This window comes from Paenibacillus senegalimassiliensis, from assembly GCF_001486585.1.
In the GTDB taxonomy this organism is placed as follows: domain Bacteria; phylum Bacillota; class Bacilli; order Paenibacillales; family Paenibacillaceae; genus Fontibacillus; species Fontibacillus senegalimassiliensis.
The window spans coordinates 409,393-431,781 of record NZ_LN909044.1 but is presented as its reverse complement, the minus strand read 5'-3'; the positions used below and the strand labels follow the sequence as shown (position 1 = coordinate 431,781).

The 22,389-nt window shown below is 49.5% G+C and carries 26 protein-coding genes; all 26 read left to right on the top strand.

All coding sequences use genetic code 11. From position 1 onward, the window contains the following. Window positions 1-6: 6 nt before the first annotated feature. Window positions 7-591, top strand: coding sequence for a TIGR01440 family protein (locus BN3279_RS07790; RefSeq protein ID WP_059050069.1), 585 nt, complete (start codon window positions 7-9; stop codon window positions 589-591). 74 nt (window positions 592-665) lie between these two features. Next, a complete protein-coding gene (locus tag BN3279_RS07785; RefSeq protein WP_059050068.1) occupies window positions 666-1,913 on the top strand; it encodes a serine hydroxymethyltransferase in 1,248 nt (415 codons plus the stop codon). A gap of 170 nt (window positions 1,914-2,083) precedes the next feature. Further along, window positions 2,084-2,965, top strand: coding sequence for an ROK family protein (locus tag BN3279_RS07780; RefSeq protein WP_059050067.1), 882 nt, complete (start codon window positions 2,084-2,086; stop codon window positions 2,963-2,965). Window positions 2,966-3,267: 302 nt separating this feature from the next. Continuing rightward, entirely contained in the window at window positions 3,268-3,897 is a 630-nt protein-coding gene (upp, locus tag BN3279_RS07775; protein WP_059050066.1) for a uracil phosphoribosyltransferase, read from the top strand. Between the two features lie 296 nt (window positions 3,898-4,193). Then, on the top strand, window positions 4,194-5,360 hold the full coding sequence (gene wecB, locus BN3279_RS07770; RefSeq protein WP_059050065.1) for a non-hydrolyzing UDP-N-acetylglucosamine 2-epimerase: 1,167 nt from the start codon (window positions 4,194-4,196) through the stop codon (window positions 5,358-5,360). Between the two features lie 183 nt (window positions 5,361-5,543). Beyond that, entirely contained in the window at window positions 5,544-5,741 is a 198-nt protein-coding gene (locus tag BN3279_RS07765) for an AtpZ/AtpI family protein (protein ID WP_187377771.1), read from the top strand. Beyond that, the gene (locus tag BN3279_RS07760; protein ID WP_059050063.1) at window positions 5,734-6,111 is read left to right on the top strand and encodes an ATP synthase subunit I; all 378 of its coding nucleotides are present in this window, start codon (window positions 5,734-5,736) and stop codon (window positions 6,109-6,111) included. The genes BN3279_RS07765 and BN3279_RS07760 overlap by 8 nt, the downstream gene beginning before the upstream one ends. Window positions 6,112-6,145: 34 nt before the next feature. Then, the gene (gene atpB, locus BN3279_RS07755) at window positions 6,146-6,910 is read left to right on the top strand and encodes a F0F1 ATP synthase subunit A (protein ID WP_059050062.1); all 765 of its coding nucleotides are present in this window, start codon (window positions 6,146-6,148) and stop codon (window positions 6,908-6,910) included. 95 nt (window positions 6,911-7,005) lie between these two features. Then, window positions 7,006-7,218, top strand: coding sequence for a F0F1 ATP synthase subunit C (atpE, locus tag BN3279_RS07750; RefSeq protein WP_059050061.1), 213 nt, complete (start codon window positions 7,006-7,008; stop codon window positions 7,216-7,218). A 111-nt stretch (window positions 7,219-7,329) separates the two neighbouring features. After that, window positions 7,330-7,821, top strand: coding sequence for a F0F1 ATP synthase subunit B (gene atpF / locus BN3279_RS07745; RefSeq protein ID WP_059050060.1), 492 nt, complete (start codon window positions 7,330-7,332; stop codon window positions 7,819-7,821). Next, a complete protein-coding gene (locus tag BN3279_RS07740; protein WP_059050059.1) occupies window positions 7,818-8,366 on the top strand; it encodes a F0F1 ATP synthase subunit delta in 549 nt (182 codons plus the stop codon). Before atpF ends, BN3279_RS07740 begins: the two co-directional genes overlap by 4 nt. Window positions 8,367-8,381: 15 nt before the next feature. Next, complete coding sequence (gene atpA, locus BN3279_RS07735; protein ID WP_059050058.1) at window positions 8,382-9,896, top strand: F0F1 ATP synthase subunit alpha; 1,515 nt, start codon at window positions 8,382-8,384, stop codon at window positions 9,894-9,896. Between the two features lie 112 nt (window positions 9,897-10,008). Further along, the gene (gene atpG, locus BN3279_RS07730) at window positions 10,009-10,869 is read left to right on the top strand and encodes an ATP synthase F1 subunit gamma (protein ID WP_059050057.1); all 861 of its coding nucleotides are present in this window, start codon (window positions 10,009-10,011) and stop codon (window positions 10,867-10,869) included. Between the two features lie 35 nt (window positions 10,870-10,904). Then, a complete protein-coding gene (gene atpD, locus BN3279_RS07725) occupies window positions 10,905-12,296 on the top strand; it encodes a F0F1 ATP synthase subunit beta (protein WP_059050056.1) in 1,392 nt (463 codons plus the stop codon). 61 nt (window positions 12,297-12,357) lie between these two features. Continuing rightward, window positions 12,358-12,771 (top strand): F0F1 ATP synthase subunit epsilon, encoded by a 414-nt coding sequence (locus tag BN3279_RS07720; RefSeq protein WP_059050055.1) that lies wholly within the window; start codon window positions 12,358-12,360, stop codon window positions 12,769-12,771. A 297-nt stretch (window positions 12,772-13,068) separates the two neighbouring features. Then, a complete protein-coding gene (locus BN3279_RS07715; RefSeq protein ID WP_059050054.1) occupies window positions 13,069-13,320 on the top strand; it encodes a DUF1146 family protein in 252 nt (83 codons plus the stop codon). Between the two features lie 253 nt (window positions 13,321-13,573). Beyond that, window positions 13,574-14,917, top strand: coding sequence for a UDP-N-acetylglucosamine 1-carboxyvinyltransferase (gene murA, locus BN3279_RS07710; protein ID WP_059050053.1), 1,344 nt, complete (start codon window positions 13,574-13,576; stop codon window positions 14,915-14,917). A 179-nt stretch (window positions 14,918-15,096) separates the two neighbouring features. Next, window positions 15,097-15,471, top strand: a complete 375-nt coding sequence (locus BN3279_RS07705; protein WP_059050052.1) for a winged helix-turn-helix transcriptional regulator — start codon at window positions 15,097-15,099, stop codon at window positions 15,469-15,471. A 204-nt stretch (window positions 15,472-15,675) separates the two neighbouring features. Continuing rightward, window positions 15,676-16,977: a stage II sporulation protein D gene (gene spoIID / locus BN3279_RS07700; protein ID WP_232436782.1), complete on the top strand. Its 1,302-nt coding sequence runs from the start codon at window positions 15,676-15,678 to the stop codon at window positions 16,975-16,977. A 59-nt stretch (window positions 16,978-17,036) separates the two neighbouring features. After that, window positions 17,037-17,780 carry a M23 family metallopeptidase gene (locus BN3279_RS07695; protein WP_059050051.1) on the top strand — a complete coding sequence of 248 codons (744 nt, stop codon included), beginning with the start codon at window positions 17,037-17,039 and terminating at the stop codon, window positions 17,778-17,780. A 234-nt stretch (window positions 17,781-18,014) separates the two neighbouring features. Further along, a complete protein-coding gene (gene spoIIID, locus BN3279_RS07690) occupies window positions 18,015-18,299 on the top strand; it encodes a sporulation transcriptional regulator SpoIIID (protein WP_018750018.1) in 285 nt (94 codons plus the stop codon). A gap of 239 nt (window positions 18,300-18,538) precedes the next feature. Continuing rightward, window positions 18,539-19,537, top strand: coding sequence for a rod shape-determining protein (mreB, locus tag BN3279_RS07685; RefSeq protein ID WP_059050050.1), 999 nt, complete (start codon window positions 18,539-18,541; stop codon window positions 19,535-19,537). A gap of 74 nt (window positions 19,538-19,611) precedes the next feature. After that, window positions 19,612-20,508 carry a flagellar hook-basal body protein gene (locus BN3279_RS07680; protein WP_059050049.1) on the top strand — a complete coding sequence of 299 codons (897 nt, stop codon included), beginning with the start codon at window positions 19,612-19,614 and terminating at the stop codon, window positions 20,506-20,508. Between the two features lie 31 nt (window positions 20,509-20,539). Further along, window positions 20,540-21,361, top strand: a complete 822-nt coding sequence (locus tag BN3279_RS07675; protein WP_059050048.1) for a flagellar hook-basal body protein — start codon at window positions 20,540-20,542, stop codon at window positions 21,359-21,361. Between the two features lie 12 nt (window positions 21,362-21,373). Continuing rightward, window positions 21,374-21,574: a DNA-directed RNA polymerase subunit beta gene (locus BN3279_RS07670; RefSeq protein ID WP_059050047.1), complete on the top strand. Its 201-nt coding sequence runs from the start codon at window positions 21,374-21,376 to the stop codon at window positions 21,572-21,574. Window positions 21,575-21,957: 383 nt separating this feature from the next. Continuing rightward, window positions 21,958-22,380, top strand: coding sequence for a 3-hydroxyacyl-ACP dehydratase FabZ (gene fabZ, locus BN3279_RS07665; protein ID WP_059050046.1), 423 nt, complete (start codon window positions 21,958-21,960; stop codon window positions 22,378-22,380). The last annotated feature ends 9 nt before the right edge of the window (window positions 22,381-22,389 follow it).

Here is a 22,389-nt window from a genome sequence, read left to right as displayed (position 1 = left end):
AAGGTGATGGAGCAGGATGTACTGGGAACTATTCGGACGCAAGTGGCGGCGGTAGTGGAGGAAGTGGCACTTGCTGCCAAGCTGGGTCCGGGCAAGCTGATGGTTGTTGGAGCGAGCACAAGTGAGGTCGCAGGCAAGCGGATCGGGACCGCCGGTGCAGAACTGATCGGGGCTGAATTGTTCGCGGGCATCTGGGAGATTCGCGGCAAATATGGCTTCGATCTGGCGTTTCAGTGCTGCGAGCATCTTAATCGGGCGTTGGTGCTTGAGCGGGAAGTGCTTGAGCGCCTGTCTCTGGAAGAAGTAGCGGCTGTGCCTGTGCCGTCTGCGGGCGGATCGATGGCAGCGGCGGCCTATCGTCGGCTGGGCTCTCCTTGCCTGGCGGAAGAGGTGCAGGCTCATGCTGGTATTGATATCGGGGAAACGCTGATAGGCATGCATTTGCGACGTGTAGCCGTACCTTTTCGACCGGTAATCCGTGAGATCGGGTATGCGCGGGTAACGGCGGCCATCACTCGCCCTAAGCTGATTGGCGGAGAACGGGCGGTATATGCCTTGCCGCCACAGCAGGATTCCCACACTTGTGATTAGTGGCAGAGGTTATGTGTAGTAAAGGCAATAATTAAACAACAGCGCGGGAGTGCGAATGAGGAGGATTATGGAACATGGAAAAGTTGAGAAAGCAAGATCCGGCAGTGCTGGAGGCAATGGACCTGGAACTCAAGCGTCAACGGAATAATATTGAACTGATTGCATCAGAGAATATTGTTAGCGAAGCGGTTATGGAAGCCATGGGCTCTGTCCTGACCAACAAGTATGCAGAAGGTTATCCGGGCAAACGCTATTATGGCGGCTGTGAAAAGGTGGATATTGTAGAAGACATCGCTCGTGATCGTGCTAAAGAATTGTTTGGAGCCGAACACGCCAATGTGCAACCTCACTCTGGAGCGCAGGCCAACCTTGCGGTATACCTGGCTGCTCTCAAGCCTGGCGATACTGTACTTGGGATGAACCTGGCCCATGGCGGGCATTTGACGCACGGTAGTCCCGTGAACGCTTCTGGCTTATATTATAATTTCGTAGCTTATGGCGTACAGGAGGATACCTTCCTGATCGATTATGATGAAGTGCGCAAGACGGCGTTCAAACATCGTCCACGGATGATTGTGGCTGGTGCGAGTGCTTATCCGCGTATCATCGACTTTGAAAAGCTGGCTTCCATCGCCAACGACATAGGTGCGTTGTTCATGGTTGATATGGCTCATATTGCGGGTCTTGTTGCTGCAGGCCTACATCCTAGTCCTGTGCCTCATGCGCATTTTGTAACAACTACAACACATAAGACGCTGCGCGGTCCACGTGGTGGTATGATCTTGTGCAGACAACCTTGGGCGGCTGCTGTTGATAAAGCGGTATTTCCAGGTACACAAGGCGGTCCGCTGATGCACGTCATCGCTTCCAAAGCGGTAGCTCTTGGCGAAGCCCTTGAGCCTTCCTTCAAGACTTATGCGCAAAACGTAGTCAACAATGCTAAGGTGCTGGCCGAAACGCTGATCGGTGAAGGGCTTAACATCGTATCCGGTGGTACAGACAATCACCTGATGCTGGTGGATACACGTAACCTGAACATTACCGGTAAAGAAGCTGAGCATGTGCTGGATGCTGTCGGCATCACGGTCAACAAAAATGCGATTCCGTTTGACCCAACCAGCCCGTTCGTGACCAGTGGTATCCGTATTGGTACTCCTGCGGCTACTTCTCGCGGCATGGATGAGCAGGCTATGCGTGAAATCGGACAGATTATTGCAGTGGTATTGAAATCGACGAAGGATGAAGGGGTTCTTGATCGTGCCCGCAAGCAGGTGTCTGCGTTGACGGACCGCTATCCACTGTACCCTGAATTAAAATACTAATAAAACTTTTACCATCCTCCGGCCTGGAGGGATGCCTTAATAGGGCTTCCCTCTGGCCGGAGGTTTTGTTCTATTATCGGGATTGGTTACATGGTATAATTGCTTATATACAGGGATATGGTAACGATGGTCATATTTCTTGAAGAGCTGAATACTGGAGGTTGGCACTATTGAAATTATTAGGAGCCATTGAGGCTGGGGGGACCAAGTTCGTCTGCGGAGTTGGTCATGAGGATGGAACGATACTGGATCGTGTAAGCTTTCCGACAACGACCCCGGAAGAAACGATGAAGCAGGTCTTTTCATATTTTGAGGATAAGTCCGTGGAGGCTATCGGAGTGGGTTCATTTGGTCCGATCGATCCGATTCCGGGCAGTCCGACTTATGGATATATTACAACTACACCTAAACCGCATTGGAGCAACTTTGATATCGTGGGTGCTATCAAGCAGGTCAAGGATTGTAAAGTAGGGTTTGATACGGATGTCAACGGTGCAGCTCTTGGTGAACTGCGTTGGGGTGCGGCTCAAGGTCTCGATAACTGTCTGTATATTACGGTGGGCACTGGTATCGGTGCAGGGGCAGCGCTTGGCGGTGGCTTGATCCATGGACTCTCCCATCCCGAGATGGGGCATATTCTGGTGCGGCGTCACCCGGAAGATACGTATGAGGGAACTTGTCCATATCATGGCGATTGCCTGGAGGGGCTCGCTGCGGGTCCGGCTCTTGTGAAGCGCTGGGGTGTGAGGGGTGGTGCCGATTTGCCACCCGAGCATCCGGCTTGGGAGATGGAGGCCTACTATCTCGCGCAAGCGCTGATGAGTTATGTTCTGATTCTCTCCCCGCAAAAGATTGTGATGGGCGGCGGGGTCATGAAGCAAAGTCAACTCTTCCCGCTGATCGGGAGCAAGCTGCAAACGTTGCTGAACGGTTACATCCAGCATCCAAGCCTGCAGGAGAATATTGGCGATTATATCGTTCCGCCGGGTCTTGGCGATAATGCTGGGCTGGCAGGAGCCTTGGCTCTGGCTGAACTGGCACTCAGAAGTTAACCTTCTACCGGAGTGGTTAATTCTTAATTTGACCAAATTGCAATACGAAAGAGTCGGCACTGTCCGCCATAGTCTGGCGCGGCGCCGGTTCTTTTTTTACAAGGATAATGCGGGTGTGTATAGTGCAGATGGGATGCCAGGAGATCGAGCGTTTTGTGCACAGTCCGGGGAAAGGCGACAAGGTTCGTGGCAATCGAAAAAAGACAGTGATATAATAGATGGGATTTGTAGGACGTACGAGGCAAAAAGAAACGAACTGGCAAGTCGATACTGAGCAATAAAAGCGGAGGGACGAACGGATTATGGCAAAATTGGTGGTATGCGATCACCCCTTGATTCAACACAAGCTGACTTTTATCCGCGATATGCGGACGAACACGAAGGACTTTCGTGAGTTGGTCGATGAGGTAGCCACTTTAATGGCTTATGAAATTACGCGGGAGATCCCGCTGGAATCGATTAAAGTACAAACCCCGGTTGCTGAAGCGGAATCTAAAGTGATCTCCGGCCGAATGCTGGGACTTATTCCTATTTTGCGTGCAGGGCTAGGAATGCTGGATGGCGTGCTTAAGCTGCTCCCGGCAGCGAAGGTAGGTCATGTTGGATTGTTCCGTGACCCGGATACATTACAACCGGTTGAGTATTATATTAAACTGCCGACGGATGTGCAGGAACGTGAACTCATTGTCATCGATCCAATGCTGGCCACTGGCGGCTCTGCCATTGCGGCAATTACGGCCTTGAAGAAACGTGGCTGTACGCAGATTAAGATGATGAATCTCATCGCTGCTCCGGAAGGCGTGAAGGCCGTGCATGATGTGCACCCTGACGTGGATATTTATGTTGCCGCAATGGACAGCCATCTAAATGAGCATGGTTATATCATCCCTGGTCTTGGCGATGCCGGCGACCGTTTATACGGCACGAAATAAGCTGTATGACCGGATGAAGATTTGAAAGTTAGGTTTTCAGCGTCAAGTAGGCCCCAAACCACATCGCGCTGGGAAGCTAACTTTTAAATTACGTTGAGATGAAGATTTAAAAGTTTGGTTTTCAGCGTCGAGAAGGTTGGATGAAGCTAGGGACTGAGTAGCGGAGCGTAGATAGATCTACGTGAGCAACGGAAGGCCCGGCTGAGTTCAAGATTCGATGCCGAATTATCTTCTCCGAAGTTACATCGCGCTGGGAAGCTAACTTTTAAATTACCTCTAAAAGGAAGGAAATGAGCATGGGGAAGATTAAGGTAATGACCATCTTCGGCGTCAGACCCGAAGCGATCAAAATGGCTCCATTGATTCTTGAATTACAGAAGCATCCGGAGCAAATCGAATCGATTGTTTGCGTGACGGCACAGCATCGCGAAATGCTGGATCAGGTGCTGGACGTATTCAAGATCGTGCCGGACTATGATCTGGATGTCATGAAGCCAAATCAGAGCCTGAATGAAATTACGATTCGTGTGCTGGAAGGACTAGAGGGAGTGCTGCGTGAAGCCAAGCCGGATATCGTACTTGTGCATGGCGATACGCTGACAACGTTCCTGGCCAGTTATGCGGCATTTTTGCAGCAAATCAAGGTGGGCCATGTGGAAGCGGGACTACGCACCTGGAACAAATTGTCCCCTTATCCAGAAGAAATGAATCGTCAGTTGACTGGCGTTTTGGCGGATATACATTTTTCTCCTACCGAGTGGTCAGCAGGGAATTTAAGGAAGGAGAATAAGCAAAAGTCAACTATATATGTCACAGGCAACACAGTTACCGATGTGTTTCAATATACAGTACAGTCTGATTATCATAACCCTGTGCTGGATTGGGCCGCCGGAAAGCGGCTTATTCTAATGACGGCTCACCGCCGCGAATCGCAAGGCGAACCACACATGAACATCTTCCGTGCCGTAAGAAGAATCGCCGATGAGTTCGAGGATGTGGCCATTGTTTATCCGGTCCACCTGAGTCCTGCGGTTAAAGAACCGGCTTACAGAACTTTGGGGGATCATCCTCGAATTAAGCTTATCGACCCTTTGGATGTGGTGGATTTGCATAATTTCTATCCACACACGCATTTAATACTTACGGACTCGGGTGGTTTGCAGGAAGAAGCACCTTCTTTTGGCGTGCCTGTTTTGGTATTGCGGGATACCACGGAACGTCCGGAAGGCATCGAAGCGGGAACGTTGGAGTTGGTCGGTACAGATGAGGAGATGGTTTATGAACGGACAAAGGTGCTGCTCAGCGATTCTCAGGTCTATGAATCCATGAGTCGGGCAGCTAATCCGTACGGTGACGGTAAGGCATCGCAACGAATCGTCAATGCGATTTATCACCATTTCGGAGTTTTGGACGAGCGTCCCGAAGATTTTCACAGAAAATTCACAGGTTCAAGTGAAGAATAATTGTGTTTTTAAGCAAGATAGCATACAGTTATACTGTATGGTTTAGCGCTTTCTTTAAGATTGCGGGCCTGAAGATGCACTATTTCGCTTTACTGCTTCGTTGACAAAAAGTCGACACATTCAGTAAAATAAGTTGGGATTGCAAAGATGAGAAGAAATGATAACAATGTAAACCCTTGGTTTATGAGCGCCTATATTGGAGGCGCAGGTGTTATGCTTGCGGTTTATATCGTTGCCGGCTATTGGGGCTCAAAGTGGTTGGCGGAATGGCTTGGTGGTCCTAGGTATTGGATTGCAATCGGGACAATCACGGGGCTATTGTTAGGTATCGCCAATTTATTTATCCTCATCTATAAAGTTGTGGGGGAGAAGGATGGATGACTTGAACTCTATAGTGGCCACGGTGACGCGGACAACGCTAATGTTATTATCCGCTTTGCTGCTTGGATGGGTATTACTCCCGGAGCAAAGACCTCTGTTTGCGGGCTTGCTGCTAGGCTTGGTAGGCGGACTTTCGTACACGCGGTTTCTATCCGTCAAGGTACGCCAGTTGGCTGAAATAGCAGTTAGCACGGAGAAGAGTCGCTTCAGTTTCGGGTTGCTCACGAGGATATGTTTGGTTTTGCTGACTGTCATGGTTGCGGTTAAGCTGGAGCAAGTCTCATTGGCAGGCACGCTTATCGGTTTTTTCGTTCCGCAATTGTTGACGATTCCGACCAGCATTGTGGTCGGGCTTAGAAACAAGTCTTGAACAGCCTAACGCCAGAAGGGGGGGAGTACATACTATGCATGATGCGCCAATAATCAATCTTGGAGGATTCAACTTAGATTTATCCGCAGTGCTAATGCTCCTGGTTACGATGGGAATCGTGTTCTTGGTCTGCCGATTGGCTGTGGCTAATGTCTCTGTCGAGAACCCGACGAAAATGCAAAACTTTATGGAATGGGTTGTCGAATTCGTTCAGGGCATTATCGGGGGCACCATGGATTTGAAGAAGGGTAAACCTTACGTTTCCTTGGGACTCACACTGATTCTTTTTATTTTCGTTTCTAACTTGCTTGGATTGCCAATGGGCTTCATTACCGAAGCGCATAAGCCGGAAATGATTTTTGGTCATGTGATTGAAGCGACAAGAACATTGTCGAATGGAGCACATGCTGAAATTCTATGGTGGAAATCACCGACGGCTGATATCTCGGTTACAGCAGGACTTGCCCTCGTCGTCTTCATTCTGATGAACTATCTTGGACTGCGTAACAACCGTAAACATTATCTCAAGCATTACATTGAACCGTTCCCGATCTTTCTTCCACTTAATATTATTGAGAATTTGGCCAAGCCGATCGCGCTGGCGATCCGGTTGTTCGCCAATATCTTTGCGGGTGAGGTATTGATTACGGTCATACTGAAGATGGGATATTACGGAATTCCGTTTATGGGAATCTGGCAGGGCTTCAGTGTCTTCGTTGGTGCGTTGCAGGCATATATCTTTACCATCCTGACGATGGTGTATATCTCGCAGACGACGATTCACGAGGAAGAGCATTAATAAACTCTGGGACGGCAGTCTTTGCTGATTAGCCTATCAGAGGTCTATTATATGATTAAAAAACTATCAAACAGGTCTAGAGGAGGATAATAAAGATGGAATTTTTGGCAGCAGCTATTGCAGTAGGTTTGGGTGCGCTTGGCGCAGGTCTTGGTAACGGTATGATTGTAAAAAGTACGGTGGAATCCATTGCTCGTCAGCCAGAAGCAGCGAACAAACTACAAACCACAATGTTTATCGGTGTCGGTATCGTCGAAGTTGTTCCGCTCGCGGCAACAGTTATCGCGTTCCTGATCATGTTCTCCTAATAATAGTAACAGGTTTGGCGGGGAGGGCCGGTGCCATCCGCGCCTTCGCTTTATGAGGACATTTTCGACGGGCGAAATGCCAGTCGTGCTTAACGGAAAGGAGTGACAACGTTGACAGTACTGTGGGAAAATATTGTGATTACCATGCTTGCATTCGGTATCCTTTATTGGCTGTTGAATAAATTTGCTTTTGGCAAGCTTTTTGCAGTAATGGAGAAACGCCGTGAGTTGGTACTTGGCCAGTTGGAAGAGGCAAAGCAAACCCGGGAGCAGGCTACGGTCTTTGTGGAAGAGCAGAAAGCAGCACTTCAACAAGCTCGCCAGGAGGCTTATGGCATTATCGAGCAGTCCAAGCAAAGCAGCAGCAAGCAAGCGCATGAATTGCTGGAGCAAGCCAAGCATGATGCAACGCGCCTGAAAGAAGAAGCCATTCGCGATATCGAAAGCGAAAGAAAGAAAACATTGGATGCCCTGCGCGGCGAGATTGGCTCTTATTCCGTAAATATCGCTTCCAAGCTGATTGGGCGTGAGGTAGAGAGTAATCCGGCCGAGCAAGAGAAGCTCGTCAATCAGTATTTGAGCGAAGTGGGTACTAAATCATGAGCCGCAATACGGTTGTAGCTGGCCGATATGCTAAGGCACTGTATGAAATTGCCGCTAAAGAGGAACGTACTTTGGAAGTGGAACAAGAGCTTGGTGCTCTAGTAGCTGCGCTCCATGACGATTCTGATGTGCGGAAATTTCTGCTGAGTCCGAAGTTCTCGGAAGTAGATAAATGGAATGCCCTTCAAGGTGCATTGGAAGGGAAATTATCAGAGTCCGTTGCTTCTCTAGCTAAATTGCTGGTGGAGCGCGGCAGACTCGATATTTTGCCCGACCTTCTGGATAGCTACGTGAAGGTTGCGAGTGATGCGCTCGGATTGGCCAACGCTACCGTGTATACCGCATTTCCGCTTGGTGAGGAAGAACAGCAGGCGATTGCCAAGGAGTTCGGTGAACTGCTGAAGAAGAAATTGCGTGTTCAGGTACAGCTTGATAAGAGCCTGCTCGGCGGCATCAAAATTCGTATCGGCGATACGGTCTATGACGGAAGTCTTGCAGGCAAGTTGGAACGGCTCGAAAAGTCTTTTCGAAGACAAGCACTGTAGATAGGGGTGAAACACTTGAGTATCAGACCTGAAGAGATCAGTACACTGATTAAAAGTCAGATCGAACAATATAAATCAGAAATTGAAGTGGCCGAAGTCGGCACCGTTATTCAAGTTGGTGATGGTATCGCCCGTGTCCACGGACTAGAGAACGCCATGGCAAACGAACTGTTAGAGTTTGAGAACGGCGTTTTTGGTCTTGCTCTTAACCTGGAAGAAAGTAATGTCGGTGTCGTTATTCTTGGTCCTTACAGCGAAATTCGCGAAGGTGACGAAGTAAAACGTACAGGACAAATTATGCAGGTCCCTGTAGGGGACGCTTTGCTGGGTCGTGTTGTTAACCCACTGGGTCAGCCGGTAGACGGCAAGGGACCTGTGGAAACGACAGAATTCCGTCCAGTAGAAAACAATTCTCCTGGGGTTATCGACCGGAAATCCGTTCATGAACCGATGCAAACCGGGATTAAAGCGATCGACTCGATGGTTCCGATTGGCCGTGGCCAACGGGAACTGATCATCGGCGACCGTCAAACGGGTAAAACGGCGATTGCCATTGATACAATTATTAACCAAAAAGGTAATGGCGTGAAATGTATCTACGTCGCTATCGGCCAAAAGCAATCCACTGTTGTTAACGTAGTGGAAACATTGCGTCGTTATGGTGCACTGGACTACACGATTGTGGTTACCGCTGCAGCTTCTGACCCATCACCATTATTGTACATTGCTCCATACGCAGGTGTTGCGATGGGCGAATACTTCATGTATAAGGGCGAGCATGTACTTATTATTTATGATGACTTGTCGAAGCAAGCTGCGGCTTACCGCGAATTGTCCTTGCTGCTTCGTCGTCCACCGGGTCGTGAAGCATTCCCAGGTGATGTCTTCTACTTGCATTCCCGCTTGCTTGAACGTGCTGCAAAACTGAGTGATGAGCTTGGTGGCGGATCGATTACGGCGCTGCCTTTCATTGAAACGCAAGCTTCTGACGTATCGGCCTATATCCCGACCAACGTGATATCGATTACTGACGGACAAATCTTCCTTGAAGCTGACTTGTTCCATGCGGGTCAACGTCCGGCGGTTAACGTAGGTATCTCCGTATCTCGGGTAGGGGGTTCCGCACAAATCAAAGCCATGAAGAAGGTTGCAGGTACGTTGCGTTTGGATCTGGCTCAGTATCGGGAACTTCAAGCGTTCTCCCAATTCGGTTCCGACTTGGATAAATCGACACAAGCCCGATTGACTCGTGGATCGCGCATGATGGAAATCCTGAAGCAAGGTGTCAATCAACCGCTGGTTGTTGAACTTCAAGTTGTGAGTTTGTATACCGCAGTCAAAGGTTATCTGGATGATATCCCGTTGACTGATGTTCGCCGCTTTGAGTCAGAATTCTTGTCCTTCATTCAACATCAGCATGATGATGTACTGCAATCGATCCGCGATACCAAGGATCTGACGGCAGACAACGAAGCGAAGTTGAAGGAAGTCATTGAGCAATTTAAACGCGGTTTCGCGACGCTGGCATAATATGAGCTGCATAAACCGGCTTTGGCCATAGAGCAAAATGCCGGTCTGCAGTTGTATAAAAAGATAGCTTTGGCACAATGATGTTTTGCCAAAGTTCTGAGGTGGTGAAATCATGGCAAAAGGGATGCGCGAGATCAAGCGTCAAATCAAGAGCGTTCAGAATACCCGGCAAATCACCAAGGCGATGGAAATGGTAGCTTCGGCGAAGCTGCGGAAGGCTCAGGAGAGAGCGCAAGCTTCCCGGCCTTATGCAGATAAGCTGAAGGAAGTGGTTTCCAGCATTGCGGCAGGGACCCAAGAGGTTACCCATCCGATGCTTGAGTCGCGTCCGGTGAAGAGAACGGCTTACATTGTAATTACCTCGGATGGTGGACTTGTAGGCGGTTATAATGCCAATATCCTGCGAAGAGTGACGGACTTGATCCAAAGCCGGCATTCATCCAAATCCGAATACGATTTGTTTGTCATTGGACGCAAAGGTCGCGATTACTTGAACCGCCGTAATTATCCGGTAATTCATGAAGTGACTGAGCTCTCTGATGCGCCAAAATTTGCGGATATCAAATCTCTGACTTATGCAGCGGTCCAAGGCTTTGAAGCTGGACAGTTTGACGAGATCTATATCTGTTATAACCGTTTCGTAAATGCCATTACGCAATTACCGACGGTAGAGCGCTTGTTGCCATTCGATTCCGTTGAGCATGACGGACCAACCAGCAGCTATGAGTATGAGCCTTCAGCGGAGGGTGTATTGGGAGTATTGCTTCCGAAATATGCCGAGACGCTTATTTTTGGCGCGTTGCTTGATGGCAAAGCCGGCGAGTTGGCTGCAAAGATGACGGCAATGGGTAGTGCAACAAAGAACGCAAGCAAAATGATCGGGGAATTGACCTTGACTTATAACCGTGCGCGTCAAGCGGCGATTACGCAGGAAATTACGGAGATTGTTGCTGGGGCGAATGCGCAAGGCTGATCGTACCGGGTAGCACTATTAGGAGGGAAACGAAGATGAACAAAGGACGCGTTGTCAGCGTAATGGGTCCGGTTGTCGACATCGAGTTCGAACGTGGTCAACTGCCGGAAATCTTCAACGCAATAAAAATCGAGAAACCAGACGGTGAAGCGGCATTGATGCTGGAAGCTTCCAATCATCTCGGCGACAACTTGGTTCGTTGTATTGCCATGGCATCAACGGATGGTCTGGTTCGCGGAACGGGAGCGTTCGACTTGGGCGCGCCAATCTCGGTTCCGGTTGGAGAAGCAACGCTTAGCCGCGTATTTAACGTGCTTGGCGAAACGATTGATAACAAGGGAGCAGCCAATACGGAGCTTAGATTCCCGATTCACCGGGAACCGCCAAAATTCGAGGACTTGTCCACGCAAGCAGAAATGCTGGAAACCGGGATTAAAGTTATCGACCTTCTGGCGCCTTATGCCAAGGGTGGTAAGATCGGCCTATTCGGTGGTGCCGGTGTAGGTAAAACGGTAACCATTCAGGAACTTATCCGGAACATTGCCCATGAACATGGCGGGATTTCCGTATTTGCCGGTGTAGGGGAACGTACTCGTGAGGGTAATGACCTTTATATGGAAATGACAGAGTCTGGCGTTATTGAAAAAACGGCAATGGTGTTCGGACAAATGAACGAACCTCCAGGTGCTCGCTTGCGCGTAGCCTTGACCGGTTTGACGATGGCCGAATATTTCCGTGATGAAGAAGGCCGCGACGTGCTGCTCTTCATCGACAATATCTTCCGCTTTACCCAAGCGGGTTCTGAAGTATCGGCCTTGCTGGGCCGTATGCCTTCCGCAGTAGGTTACCAACCAACGCTGGCAACGGAAATGGGTCAATTGCAAGAACGGATTACCTCCACCAAGAAGGGGTCTGTTACTTCAATTCAAGCCATCTACGTACCTGCCGATGACTATACTGACCCTGCGCCAGCAACGACGTTTGCTCACCTTGACGCAACGACCAACCTGGAACGGAAAATTTCCGAAAAAGGGATTTTCCCGGCCGTAGATCCGCTGGCTTCCAGCTCCCGGATTTTGACGCCAGAAATCGTAGGCGAAGAGCATTACGCTGTAGCTCAAGGCGTTAAGCAAATTTTGGCTCGTTACAAGGAGCTTCAAGATATCATTGCCATCCTTGGTATGGATGAGTTGTCGGATGATGACAAAACGCTCGTAGCTCGCGCACGGAAGATTGAACGCTTCTTGTCGCAGCCTTTCAACGTGGCCGAGCAATTTACCGGTATTTCGGGTAAATACGTACCGATTACTGAGACGGTTCGGAGCTTCAAGGAAATTCTGGAAGGCAAGCATGATAACCTGCCGGAAGCCGCGTTCCTGTTCGTAGGAACCATTGAAGAAGCTGTTGAGAAAGCTAAGACGCTGTAATACCGCGCCGTGAATGCGGATGTTTCAGAAATGAACGGTCCCGCGAACAGGAGGGATAAACTTGAGCACCTTATTATTGGAAATTGTTACGCCGGAGCATGTGGTGTTCTCTAAAGAGGTGGACAGTCTGACTGTCCGCGGTATTGAAGGGGAACTCGGTGTTCTGCCAGGGCATATCCCATTGGTAACACCGCTTCAGGTTGCCCCAGTGGTAGCCAAGAAGGGGAATGAAACAACGACGATTGCGGTGCATGGTGGCTTCGTTGAAATACAGGGCGATAAGGTCATTGTATTGGCCGAAAGTGCCGAGCTTCCAGAAGAGATCGACATTGAGCGGGCTATTGCAGCGCGCGAACGTGCCGAACGTCGTCTGGCAGCGCGCAGCAACCAGGACCGAATTGATCATCGTCGGGCTGAATTAGCGTTGCAAAGAGCAGTTACCCGGATCACCGTATCCAGCCACGATAAACCGTAAGGCTGCAGGAATCCGGCTTTCTTAACGGGTACCTCATGGGGTGCCCGTTTTTTTATCCCAGGAATAGTTCGTTAGTCTGATTTTTATAGGCTAGAGCAAAATGAAAACCCTTGCACAGGAAAGAAAAGCTGGATTATTTGCGTGGTGGCAAGTATGATATAAAGGGTCTATATTTTTACATGTTTGTGACCGATATATATTAACAGATTGTGAAATTTAACTCAAAAGGTTATAATTGGCGGATTAACCGATTAGAGGCTTGCAGCATAAATATAGAACGTGATGGGGGATTAGATTATGAATCCGATCGACCTGGCATCTGCTTCGGTCGGCGCGGGTGGCCTGACGGCTATCCTGGTATCACTGGCCTGTGTCGCCGCTTCATGGTGGGCGCTGCAAAACTTAAAGCTGGATTTATTTATTCGAAATCCCAAGGGGCCGCAGGGAAAGTTGCTGCAGCTTCTGCTGGCCGTCGTGCTAGGGCGCTATGTCGCTTTATTTGTATTGGATTATTGGGGGTACACCCAGATGCTGAGATATATGTTCTGAATGAAGCTTAGCAGAGAAAATGTCGAATAACATCGATTCATTGTGTCAACAATGGTGAATAGGAACTACAACTCGAAAGCAGGTCCATTTACGGGACTGACGGCGGATTCTGAGCCAAAACACGCTTTTTCGACAGGATTAGAGCCTTGTGTGCCTTAAATGACCGGTGATATGATGAAATTTAGGGAATGAACGGGTTAATCTTTTTCCATATCGGGAAAAAAGTGAAAATGAACGCGCGGAGGGAAACATGATGAGCAAATTTATCGTCCGCGGTGGCAATGTTTTGGCCGGGAACGTGAAAGTCAGCGGAGCTAAAAATTCAGTGCTGCCGATTATTGCAGCGTCTTTATTGGGTGAAGAAGGGGTTAGCATCATTCGCGATGCCCCTCCATTAGACGATGTGATGACCATTAATAAAGTGTTGGAATCACTTGGGGCGAGTGTTACATATGACCGTGAAGTGATAACGGTTGATGCACGCAAAATCGCTTCATGTGAAGCGCCTTATGAGTGGGTGCGAAAAATGCGGGCATCTTTTCTTGTCATGGGCCCGCTATTGACACGGACGGGATTTACTCGTATCTCCTTACCGGGAGGATGCGCGATCGGTACAAGACCGATTGACCAGCATCTCAAGGGCTTTGAGGCGATGGGCGCCGAAATTAACCTCGGTCACGGGTTTATAGAAGCGAAATCAAATGGCCGCCTCCGCGGCGCAAAAATATATTTGGACGTTGCCAGTGTAGGTGCTACGGAAAATATCATGATGGCAGCGACGCTTGCTGAAGGAACCACATTGATTGAGAATGCGGCTAAGGAGCCGGAAATTGTGGACCTGGCCAATTATTTGAACAGCATGGGAGCCGTTGTGCGTGGTGCCGGTACGGGAATGATTCGCATCGAAGGTGTGGAGAAGCTGCGTGGTTGCGAGCACACCGTTATTCCTGACCGAATTGAAGCGGGGACATTTATGGTTGCCGCTGCAATCACAGGCGGAAATGTGTTTGTGGAAGGGGCTATTGCCGACCATTTGGGTCCAGTGATTGCCAAGCTGGAGGAAATGGGCGTTAAAGTGGAAGCCAAGGAAAATGGCGTCCGCGTCATCGCAGATAAGCCACTAAAGTCAGTGGATGTGAAGACTTTGCCTTATCCTGGGTTCCCAACCGACATGCAATCGCAGATGATGGCTTTGCTATTAGTATCAGAGGGCAGCAGTATCATCACCGAGACCGTATTTGAGAACCGCTTCATGCATGTGGATCAATTCCGGTTAATGAACGCTGATATTAAGGTAGAAGGACGCAGTTCGATTCTGGGCGGTAAAGCCAAGCTGAGTGGGGCTAAGGTCTGCGCGACGGATTTGCGTGCGGGAGCAGCCCTCATTATTGCTGGTCTTGTGGCTGACGGAACGACAGAAGTAAGTGGCACACATCATATTGATCGTGGCTATGTGGACCTGGCGGAGAAACTGACGGGTCTGGGTGCGGACATATGGCGTATTTCAGCAGAGGAAGCTGTGGTGGAGGCCGATAAGGTAACGGCTAACGTCAAGGAAGAAACTCCAATATTGAAAATTCAGCCGTCTTGGGCTTAAATTACTTATACGTTTGTCTATATTCGGGAGAAGAAGTTCCTTCACGGTGTATGTGTGGGAGCTTCTTTTTTTACATAAATGGAGAAGGTTGTGTATCTCAAGGATATCTCCTAAAATGAAGAGTACGAACTTAAAAGCATGTAGATTGCATTTATATACTATTAGAAGGGGAGAGTGACATGGCGAGTCGTGTCAACGGAGATGAGACCCATTTCAGAGGGGATGGCTGTCCTGTAGAATTTACACTGCATATTATTGGTGGCAAGTGGAAGGGGTTATTGCTCTATCATTTGATGGACGGGCCGGTTCGATTCAACGAATTTCGGAGGATTTGTCCAACCATTACCCAGCGGATGCTGACCTTGCAGCTTCGTGAATTGGAGCAGGATGGTATTGTGCATCGTGAGGTGTACCGTCAGGTACCGCCCAAGGTAGAATACTCATTAACTGAATTTGGTACTACGCTAGTACCGATCATTGAAAGAATGAAGGAATGGGGAGAGCTGTACAAGAAAGAGGCTCCACATCGAAACAAAGATCAAGTAGAAGTATAATTGGCTTGGAGCGAACGATTCGGTATTTCCGGGTCGTTTTTTTTGTGCGCAAAAATGAACTGATCCTGGGAAGCCTGTGTTTGAGAGGGCGCATTTATTGAGAGACTGGGATGAAGTCGGGTTCTAGCATCTGCGACAAACTCATATCTATAAGTATAGCGGGGAAAAGGTATAAGAGAGAAGACGCAGGGGAGTGCAGTGGGAATGATGCAGCAGCATAGACTGACCGATGAGCAGAAGAGGAAAGGAACGACAGATTCTTTGAAAATAAATGTAATGCCTAGAGTGGCACAATCAGCAGGTAGTGAACAGGAGGCCAAGAAGGAGCAAGTAAGACACAGCGCGCAAGCGCCGGAGGGTACCGGGATTGGAAGGGAAACGAAGAAGCCTGTAGGGCGAGGACTCGTGGCCGTGGCCGATGCTAAGAACGGCCCGGTTGTAGGGATGGGGCAGCCTGGCCAAGCATTAACGGGCCCTCAGCTAAGAGGAGGGCCCATGGTGGGGGCGGCACGGGAGGGTCCAGGCCGAGCTGTTCGGCCTGGGCTGCCCGCTGCTCCGCCAGCGCCCCCTGCGGGTGCGGAGCTGGCGGAGGGGGTGCCGGTGCGCGTCCATCTTACACGCACCGGCAAGATCGAGACCGTGCCGCTCGAACAATACGTCACTGGCGTGCTCGCCGCGGAGATGCCGGCAGACTTTGAACTTGCGGCCCTGAAGGCGCAGGCCATTGCCGCGCGTACCTATATCGTCCGGCGCCTGGCTAGGGACGAGACGGGGGATATGGCCGGGCGGGCTGCCGACGTCAATGATACGACGGCCCACCAGGCGTATTTATCCCGCGCGGTTCTGTTGGCCTGGCCGGAGCAAGGCAAGGCGGCTCAGCTTGCCAAGCTGCAGGAAGCGGTACGTCAGACCGAGGGGATTGTGATGACGTTTCGCGGGCAACCTATTACGGCGGTCTTCTTCTCATCCAGTGGAGGGTATACCGAAAATTCAGAGGAATATTGGTCGCTGAAGGTACCCTATTTACGTAGCGTCGCTAGTCCATGGGATGCTCAGATTCACCCGGAAAGCAAGGAGACAATAGAGTTGCCACTTACGCAGCTTTACCGCAAACTGGGTCAGCCCGTTCCCAAGACGGTTCAGTCGGCCATTGCTGTTTTTGCTCAGGAAGAGGGCAAGAAGGAAATGAAGCTGAAGGTCGATAAACTCTTTCAAATACTTTCCTGGACGACTGGCAGAAGAGTGAAAGAAATCCGCATCGGAGAGAAGACCTATAGTGGACGAGAATTACGAGAGAAGCTGGAGCTTCGATCCAGCCAGTTCACCTTGGCTCTCAGTGGTGACAAGGTAAAGATTACAACCTATGGATACGGGCATGGCGTCGGGATGAGCCAGTGGGGCGCCAACGGTATGGCGAAGCAGGGATTCACGACCACACAGATTCTCAAACACTACTATACAGGGATCGATTTTGAGCAGGCCTCTTCCTTTTTGAAAAAAATTTAATATAAACGAAGTATAAAAGAGTTGACCCCGGTAACACTGGTTACTGAGGTGATGAACAAATGAATGAAAATCAGAACAAACAACCCCACGAGGAATCTTCTAAAAATGGATTGGGAGAGCCGGTAGCCCCGGTATCCGCGTGGAAGAGACTATTGTCCAAGAGATGGGTTTACCCGGCAGCATATGTGGCGGCAGCGGCAATTATACTAACCTTAGTGTGGGTCTACCAGGATGCGAGCAACAAGCCGATGGATTCGACCCCCGCCAGCGTGACCGATGCCGTCGACCTGTCCGGCGAGGAAGCTGGGACACAACAAGGGATGAACGGGGAAGAAGCGACGGAAGTGATTGCGTCTGCCGAAGACCTGGCCTGGCCGGTAGCTAACAGTGCTGAAGTATCTGTCGTCAAGCCTTTCTATGAGAAAGAAGGTACGGCAGAACAGCATCAAGCCGCTTTGGTTCAGTACAATGATACGTTTACGCCGAATACAGGGATTGACCTGGCGCGTGAAGATCGCAAGCCATTTGAAGTGACCGCCGCGATGAGCGGTAAGGTAACTCGCGTGGAAGAAGTACCGCTGCTGGGGTATGTGGTGGAAATTACACATGCCAGCAATCTAAAGACTTTGTATGAAAGCCTGTCGGAAGTCACGGTGAAGCAGGATATTGAAGTCAAGCAAGGTGATGTCATCGGAAGTAGCGGGCGCAATGAAATCGAGAAGGATCTCGATAACCATTTGCACTTCGCCATTTACGAAAACGACCAATTGGTCAATCCGGAAACGGTGCTTCCGAAGAACTGAGTTAAACCCATCTAACCTATAAGGCAGGCGCGTATTTTTGAAGCAAGAATACGTTAATGCTGCCCACGGAGAGCGAAAGCTCTCCTTTTTTTGCGTAGTTATTCACCACGCTCTCCAAGGTTGTCCGTAAAATAAATGGCCTCGCCCAGGCTTGTCAGGCTTGGAAACAAAGAATATATAGGCCCGCCCCTCATATAATGTACCAAACTATCTCGAGTTGAGGGAGGCGGGAGCGTGCACGATTACATCAAGGAACGGACGATTAAAATAGGGCGGTGCATCGTGGAGACGCGGCATACGGTTCGGACGATCGCCAAAGAGTTTGGCGTATCAAAAAGCACGGTGCACAAGGATTTAACGGAACGCTTGCCGGAGATTAATCCGGATTTAGCCGATCAGGTCAAGCACATTCTCGAATACCACAAATCCATTCGCCATCTACGCGGAGGAGAAGCGACGAAGATTAAGTACAAAAAAAAAGGGGAACCTAAACGAGAGGTGATCAGCTCCTTAAATTAGTGGTGTGTATGGCAGCGTTCTATCGGACGATTATCATTGAATACATCCCCTAAAGTATGGTATTTTTAAATATGGTATAAGATTATGTGGATTTTCATCCAATTATCCCGAAAATCAACGATTTGCATCGACTTTTGTCGAATTTCAACTTCTGCGCTAAGGGACACTTTTACCATATGGCATGGAAATAGGCAGCACTTCCTTTCCGTGATCTACAAAAATACGCTTTGGGGGATCAAATGATGAGCAAGGATATTGGTATTGATTTGGGCACAGCCAATGTGCTGATTCATGTCAAAGGAAAGGGAGTCGTTCTTGACGAGCCTTCTGTTGTTGCGATCGATAGCGACGGGAGACGAGTGCTGGCCGTAGGTGAAGAGGCGAGACGCATGGTAGGCCGCACGCCTGGAAATATCATTGCGATTCGTCCCTTGCGCGATGGGGTTATTGCCGATTTTGAAGTTACGGAAACGATGCTGAAATATTTTATAGATCGGGTAGGGGGCCGAAGCTGGTACAGCCACCCGCGAATTTTGATCTGTGCTCCAACGAATATTACATCTGTTGAGCAAAAATCAATTCGGGAAGCTGCTGAGCATAGCGGTGCCAAGGAAGTATTTCTGGAAGAAGAGCCAAAGGCCGCTGCCATCGGCGCTGGCATGGATATCTATGAGCCTAGCGGCAACATGGTTGTCGATATCGGCGGTGGGACGACGGACGTGGCGGTGCTCTCTATGGGAGATATCGTCACGGCCTCGTCTATTAAAATAGCGGGGGACAAGTTCGACTCGTCCATTATCAAATATATCAAAACCAAATATAAGCTGTTGATCGGGGAACGTACCGCAGAGGACATCAAGATTGGAATTGGGACGGTATATCCGAACGGACGCGTGGCCGAAATGGATATTCGTGGTCGCGACATGGTATCCGGACTTCCGCTAACGATTACAATTACGGCTAATGAGATACAAGAGGCGTTAGCTGATCCAATCTCCTCTATTGTATCTGCGGCAAAATCGGTGCTCGAGCGCACTCCGCCGGAATTATCCGCTGACATTATTGATCGAGGTGTCATCCTGACAGGGGGAGGCGCTCTGCTGAATGGATTGGACGAGCTACTTGCCGAAGAGCTGCGGGTTCCTGTATTGATTGCCGAAGACCCCATGCATTGCGTTGTGAAGGGGACGGGCATCATGCTTGATAATTTGGACAAGGTGCTTAAGAAAAAGTTCTGATCCGCCGATATATAAAGAAGGAATGAATCGCCTCTTAGGGGCGCTGAATATATAGATAGTTTGGAGGGAAGGCCATGTTAAGAGGTCTCTATACCGCAGCCTCCGGCATGATAGCGGAGCAGCGGCGTCACGATACGGTGACGCAGAATATTGCTAATTTGAACACCCCGGGTTATAAGCAGGTGAACACGGTAGCCCATTCTTTTCCCGAAATGTTGATTTCTTTGGTGGGCGATAAGCAGACGGGTGGCAAGCTTGCGATCGGGAAGCTCATGAACGGAGTGTTTGCGGAAGAGAGCATGGCCTCGTTTGCGCAAGGAGATCTGAAGGAGACCGGTAAACTGACCGATTTCGCATTAATCTCTAGCCTTGGTCTGGTTGATCCAGCTACTGGGGAAGCGATCCCTTTTGATGCCTCCGGGAAGTTTATAACGGAGGATGGCGAAGTGCTCTATCAGCCACAGGCCTTTTTTGCTGTGGAAGATCAGGAAGGCAACGTCCGCTATACGCGGGACGGCAGCTTTCGGGTAAATACCGAAGGCGAACTGAGAACTTCTGCTGGTCATCAGGTGCTTGATGTGGATGGTGACCCTGTTATTTTACCTGTGGGTGTAGCAGTTGATACTTTGATTAGTGACAACGCAGGAAATTTGACAGGAATCGACGCTGCCGGAGAACAGGTGGACATTGCTACCTTGGGCATTACCGTTGTGGAGCAGCCCCATCAGATGATCCGGGATGGCCACGGGGTCTACCGCATCGACAATGAGCAAGCAGCGGGCGTTCGGGCTTTGGCCGCAGGTGATGCAGCCGAGGTACGGCAAAGATATCTGGAAGTATCCAACGTGGATACGGCCCAATCAATGGTGGATCTCATGACGGCCCAACGGGCTTATGAATCGAACCAAAAGGTCATCCAATATTACGATAGAAGCCTGGATAAAGCGGTTAATGAAATTGGCCGTGTATAATGTAAGGGCTGCTTAAAACAGGAGGTGCGACATGAATAACTCTGTCATCGGCGCGATGGTAACCATGAGTGGGATACAGCAACGGCTGGATCTGCTTGCTGACAATATAGCCAATGTGAATACAGTAGGATATAAGCGCAAGGAAGCCAGCTTTGAGGATACTTTAACCCGAGTGCAGCAGCATACTTCGGATTTGTCCTTGCCTGGGCGGGCAACTCCTTCGGGCTTTAACCTTGGATTTGGTTCGAGAATGTCTCATATAGGTTTGAGCTTTGAGCAAGGCTCATTCAAGGAAACAGGTAACTTTACGGATCTGGCCATTGAAGGGAATGCTTTGTTTAGTGCTCTGACTCCTGATGGCACAGTGGTCTACACTCGTGCGGGGGATTTTCATGTCCAGCCTGATCCGGATGATGAGGAAGCCGCTTTTCTGGTGAATAATCAAGGTTATGTCCTGCTCAATGCGGAGGGTGATCCGATCACCTTTTCTGCGAATGCAGCACTAAGCATTGATGAACAGGGAAACATTCTGGCTACAGAGGGAGAAGAGACCACTGCTCTCGGGCGGATTGCCTTGCTTACTCCTGAACGGCCTGAAGCCCTGCAGCAAAGAGGAGATAACTTGTTTGTTTTGGCTGAAGGTGTAGATCCAGCGGCGGCTTTGGTGGATACGCTAACTTTGCCGCAGAATCGTCAAGCGCGTGTACGTCAAGGGATGTTGGAAGAATCTAACGTGAATTTAACAGATGAAATGGCTGAGATGGTGCAAGTGCAGCGCGCGTACCAACTGGCGGCCCGGGCATTGACTTCTGGTGAGACGATGATGGGCCTGGCCAACAACTTGCGCGGATAGGTGGTAATTTGCATGAGTAAGGAGAATGAACCGGTGGTAAGACGTGCGGCATGGGTCTCAATCCTGCGCATTGTCATTATATTGCTAATTCTTGTGCTGGCATTGGCCGGAGGTACGGTCGTCGGCTACGTTGTATTTGGTAAGCAGGACCCGTCGGAGATTTGGAATTGGTCTACATGGCGTCATGTATTTGATCTCGTATTCGCACCTTGAGCAGGAGCGAGCGCCGAAGGTAAATCCAGCGTATATAAGCGCATATATAATAGAAGAAACAGAATAAATGAACCAGAAATATCCACAAACTCTCGGCGAACGGGAGTTTTCTTTTTGTGTGCGGAAACTGTATAATGATGGGGGACTGTATGTAAAAAAAGGGCTTCATCCGTAAACGACATGTAGTCGCTTGCGGATAAGCCCCTTATCTTAACCTTCGCTTCTGCAGAGGCGAAGGATAACTACAGTGTGACCGGAACCCGCTGTTTTTATTCACTCGAAGGTAGTTCAAAAAGTCATCTTTTGATCACGAAGGAACTCAGGAAGTGGACTCGACGTCGAATCTTGAATCCAAATATAATGAACCGAAAGGAGATATACATATGTTAAATACAAATGAAATTCAGGAGATTTTGCCTCATCGTCCTCCCTTCTTGCTAGTGGACCGGATTATTGAATTGGAGGAAGGAAAGCGTGCCGTCGGAATCAAGAACGTAACGATTAACGAGCCTTTCTTTACCGGACATTTCCCTGGCTATCCTGTAATGCCTGGCGTCCTGATTACTGAGGCACTTGCTCAAGTTGGAGCCGTAGCTATATTGAATGTGGAGAGCAACCGGGGGAAGATTGGTTTCTTAGCTGGACTCGACGGCTTCCGCTTCCGTGGACAGGTTGTCCCGGGGGATACGTTGCGTCTGGAGGTTGATGTCATTCGTATGAAGGGCTCAATTGGCAAAGGACGGGCCGTAGCTAAGGTAGAAGATAAGATTGTCGCCGAAGGCGAAATTATGTTTGCTTTGTCTTAAGATGTTAAG

Coding starts and splice junctions, on each gene's coding strand:
- spoIID (WP_232436782.1), top strand. CDS start 15,676: ATGATGCAGCAGCATAGACTGACCGATGAGCAGAAGAGGAAAGGAACG.
- BN3279_RS07760 (WP_059050063.1), top strand. CDS start 5,734: ATGGATGACTTGAACTCTATAGTGGCCACGGTGACGCGGACAACGCTA.
- BN3279_RS07680 (WP_059050049.1), top strand. CDS start 19,612: ATGTTAAGAGGTCTCTATACCGCAGCCTCCGGCATGATAGCGGAGCAG.
- BN3279_RS07790 (WP_059050069.1), top strand. CDS start 7: ATGGAGCAGGATGTACTGGGAACTATTCGGACGCAAGTGGCGGCGGTA.
- murA (WP_059050053.1), top strand. CDS start 13,574: ATGAGCAAATTTATCGTCCGCGGTGGCAATGTTTTGGCCGGGAACGTG.
- atpE (WP_059050061.1), top strand. CDS start 7,006: ATGGAATTTTTGGCAGCAGCTATTGCAGTAGGTTTGGGTGCGCTTGGC.
- BN3279_RS07675 (WP_059050048.1), top strand. CDS start 20,540: ATGAATAACTCTGTCATCGGCGCGATGGTAACCATGAGTGGGATACAG.
- atpG (WP_059050057.1), top strand. CDS start 10,009: ATGGCAAAAGGGATGCGCGAGATCAAGCGTCAAATCAAGAGCGTTCAG.
- BN3279_RS07715 (WP_059050054.1), top strand. CDS start 13,069: ATGAATCCGATCGACCTGGCATCTGCTTCGGTCGGCGCGGGTGGCCTG.
- atpB (WP_059050062.1), top strand. CDS start 6,146: ATGCATGATGCGCCAATAATCAATCTTGGAGGATTCAACTTAGATTTA.
- mreB (WP_059050050.1), top strand. CDS start 18,539: ATGATGAGCAAGGATATTGGTATTGATTTGGGCACAGCCAATGTGCTG.
- upp (WP_059050066.1), top strand. CDS start 3,268: ATGGCAAAATTGGTGGTATGCGATCACCCCTTGATTCAACACAAGCTG.
- BN3279_RS07740 (WP_059050059.1), top strand. CDS start 7,818: ATGAGCCGCAATACGGTTGTAGCTGGCCGATATGCTAAGGCACTGTAT.
- wecB (WP_059050065.1), top strand. CDS start 4,194: ATGGGGAAGATTAAGGTAATGACCATCTTCGGCGTCAGACCCGAAGCG.
- fabZ (WP_059050046.1), top strand. CDS start 21,958: ATGTTAAATACAAATGAAATTCAGGAGATTTTGCCTCATCGTCCTCCC.
- BN3279_RS07765 (WP_187377771.1), top strand. CDS start 5,544: ATGAGCGCCTATATTGGAGGCGCAGGTGTTATGCTTGCGGTTTATATC.
- BN3279_RS07705 (WP_059050052.1), top strand. CDS start 15,097: ATGGCGAGTCGTGTCAACGGAGATGAGACCCATTTCAGAGGGGATGGC.
- BN3279_RS07670 (WP_059050047.1), top strand. CDS start 21,374: ATGAGTAAGGAGAATGAACCGGTGGTAAGACGTGCGGCATGGGTCTCA.
- BN3279_RS07695 (WP_059050051.1), top strand. CDS start 17,037: ATGAATGAAAATCAGAACAAACAACCCCACGAGGAATCTTCTAAAAAT.
- BN3279_RS07785 (WP_059050068.1), top strand. CDS start 666: ATGGAAAAGTTGAGAAAGCAAGATCCGGCAGTGCTGGAGGCAATGGAC.
- atpD (WP_059050056.1), top strand. CDS start 10,905: ATGAACAAAGGACGCGTTGTCAGCGTAATGGGTCCGGTTGTCGACATC.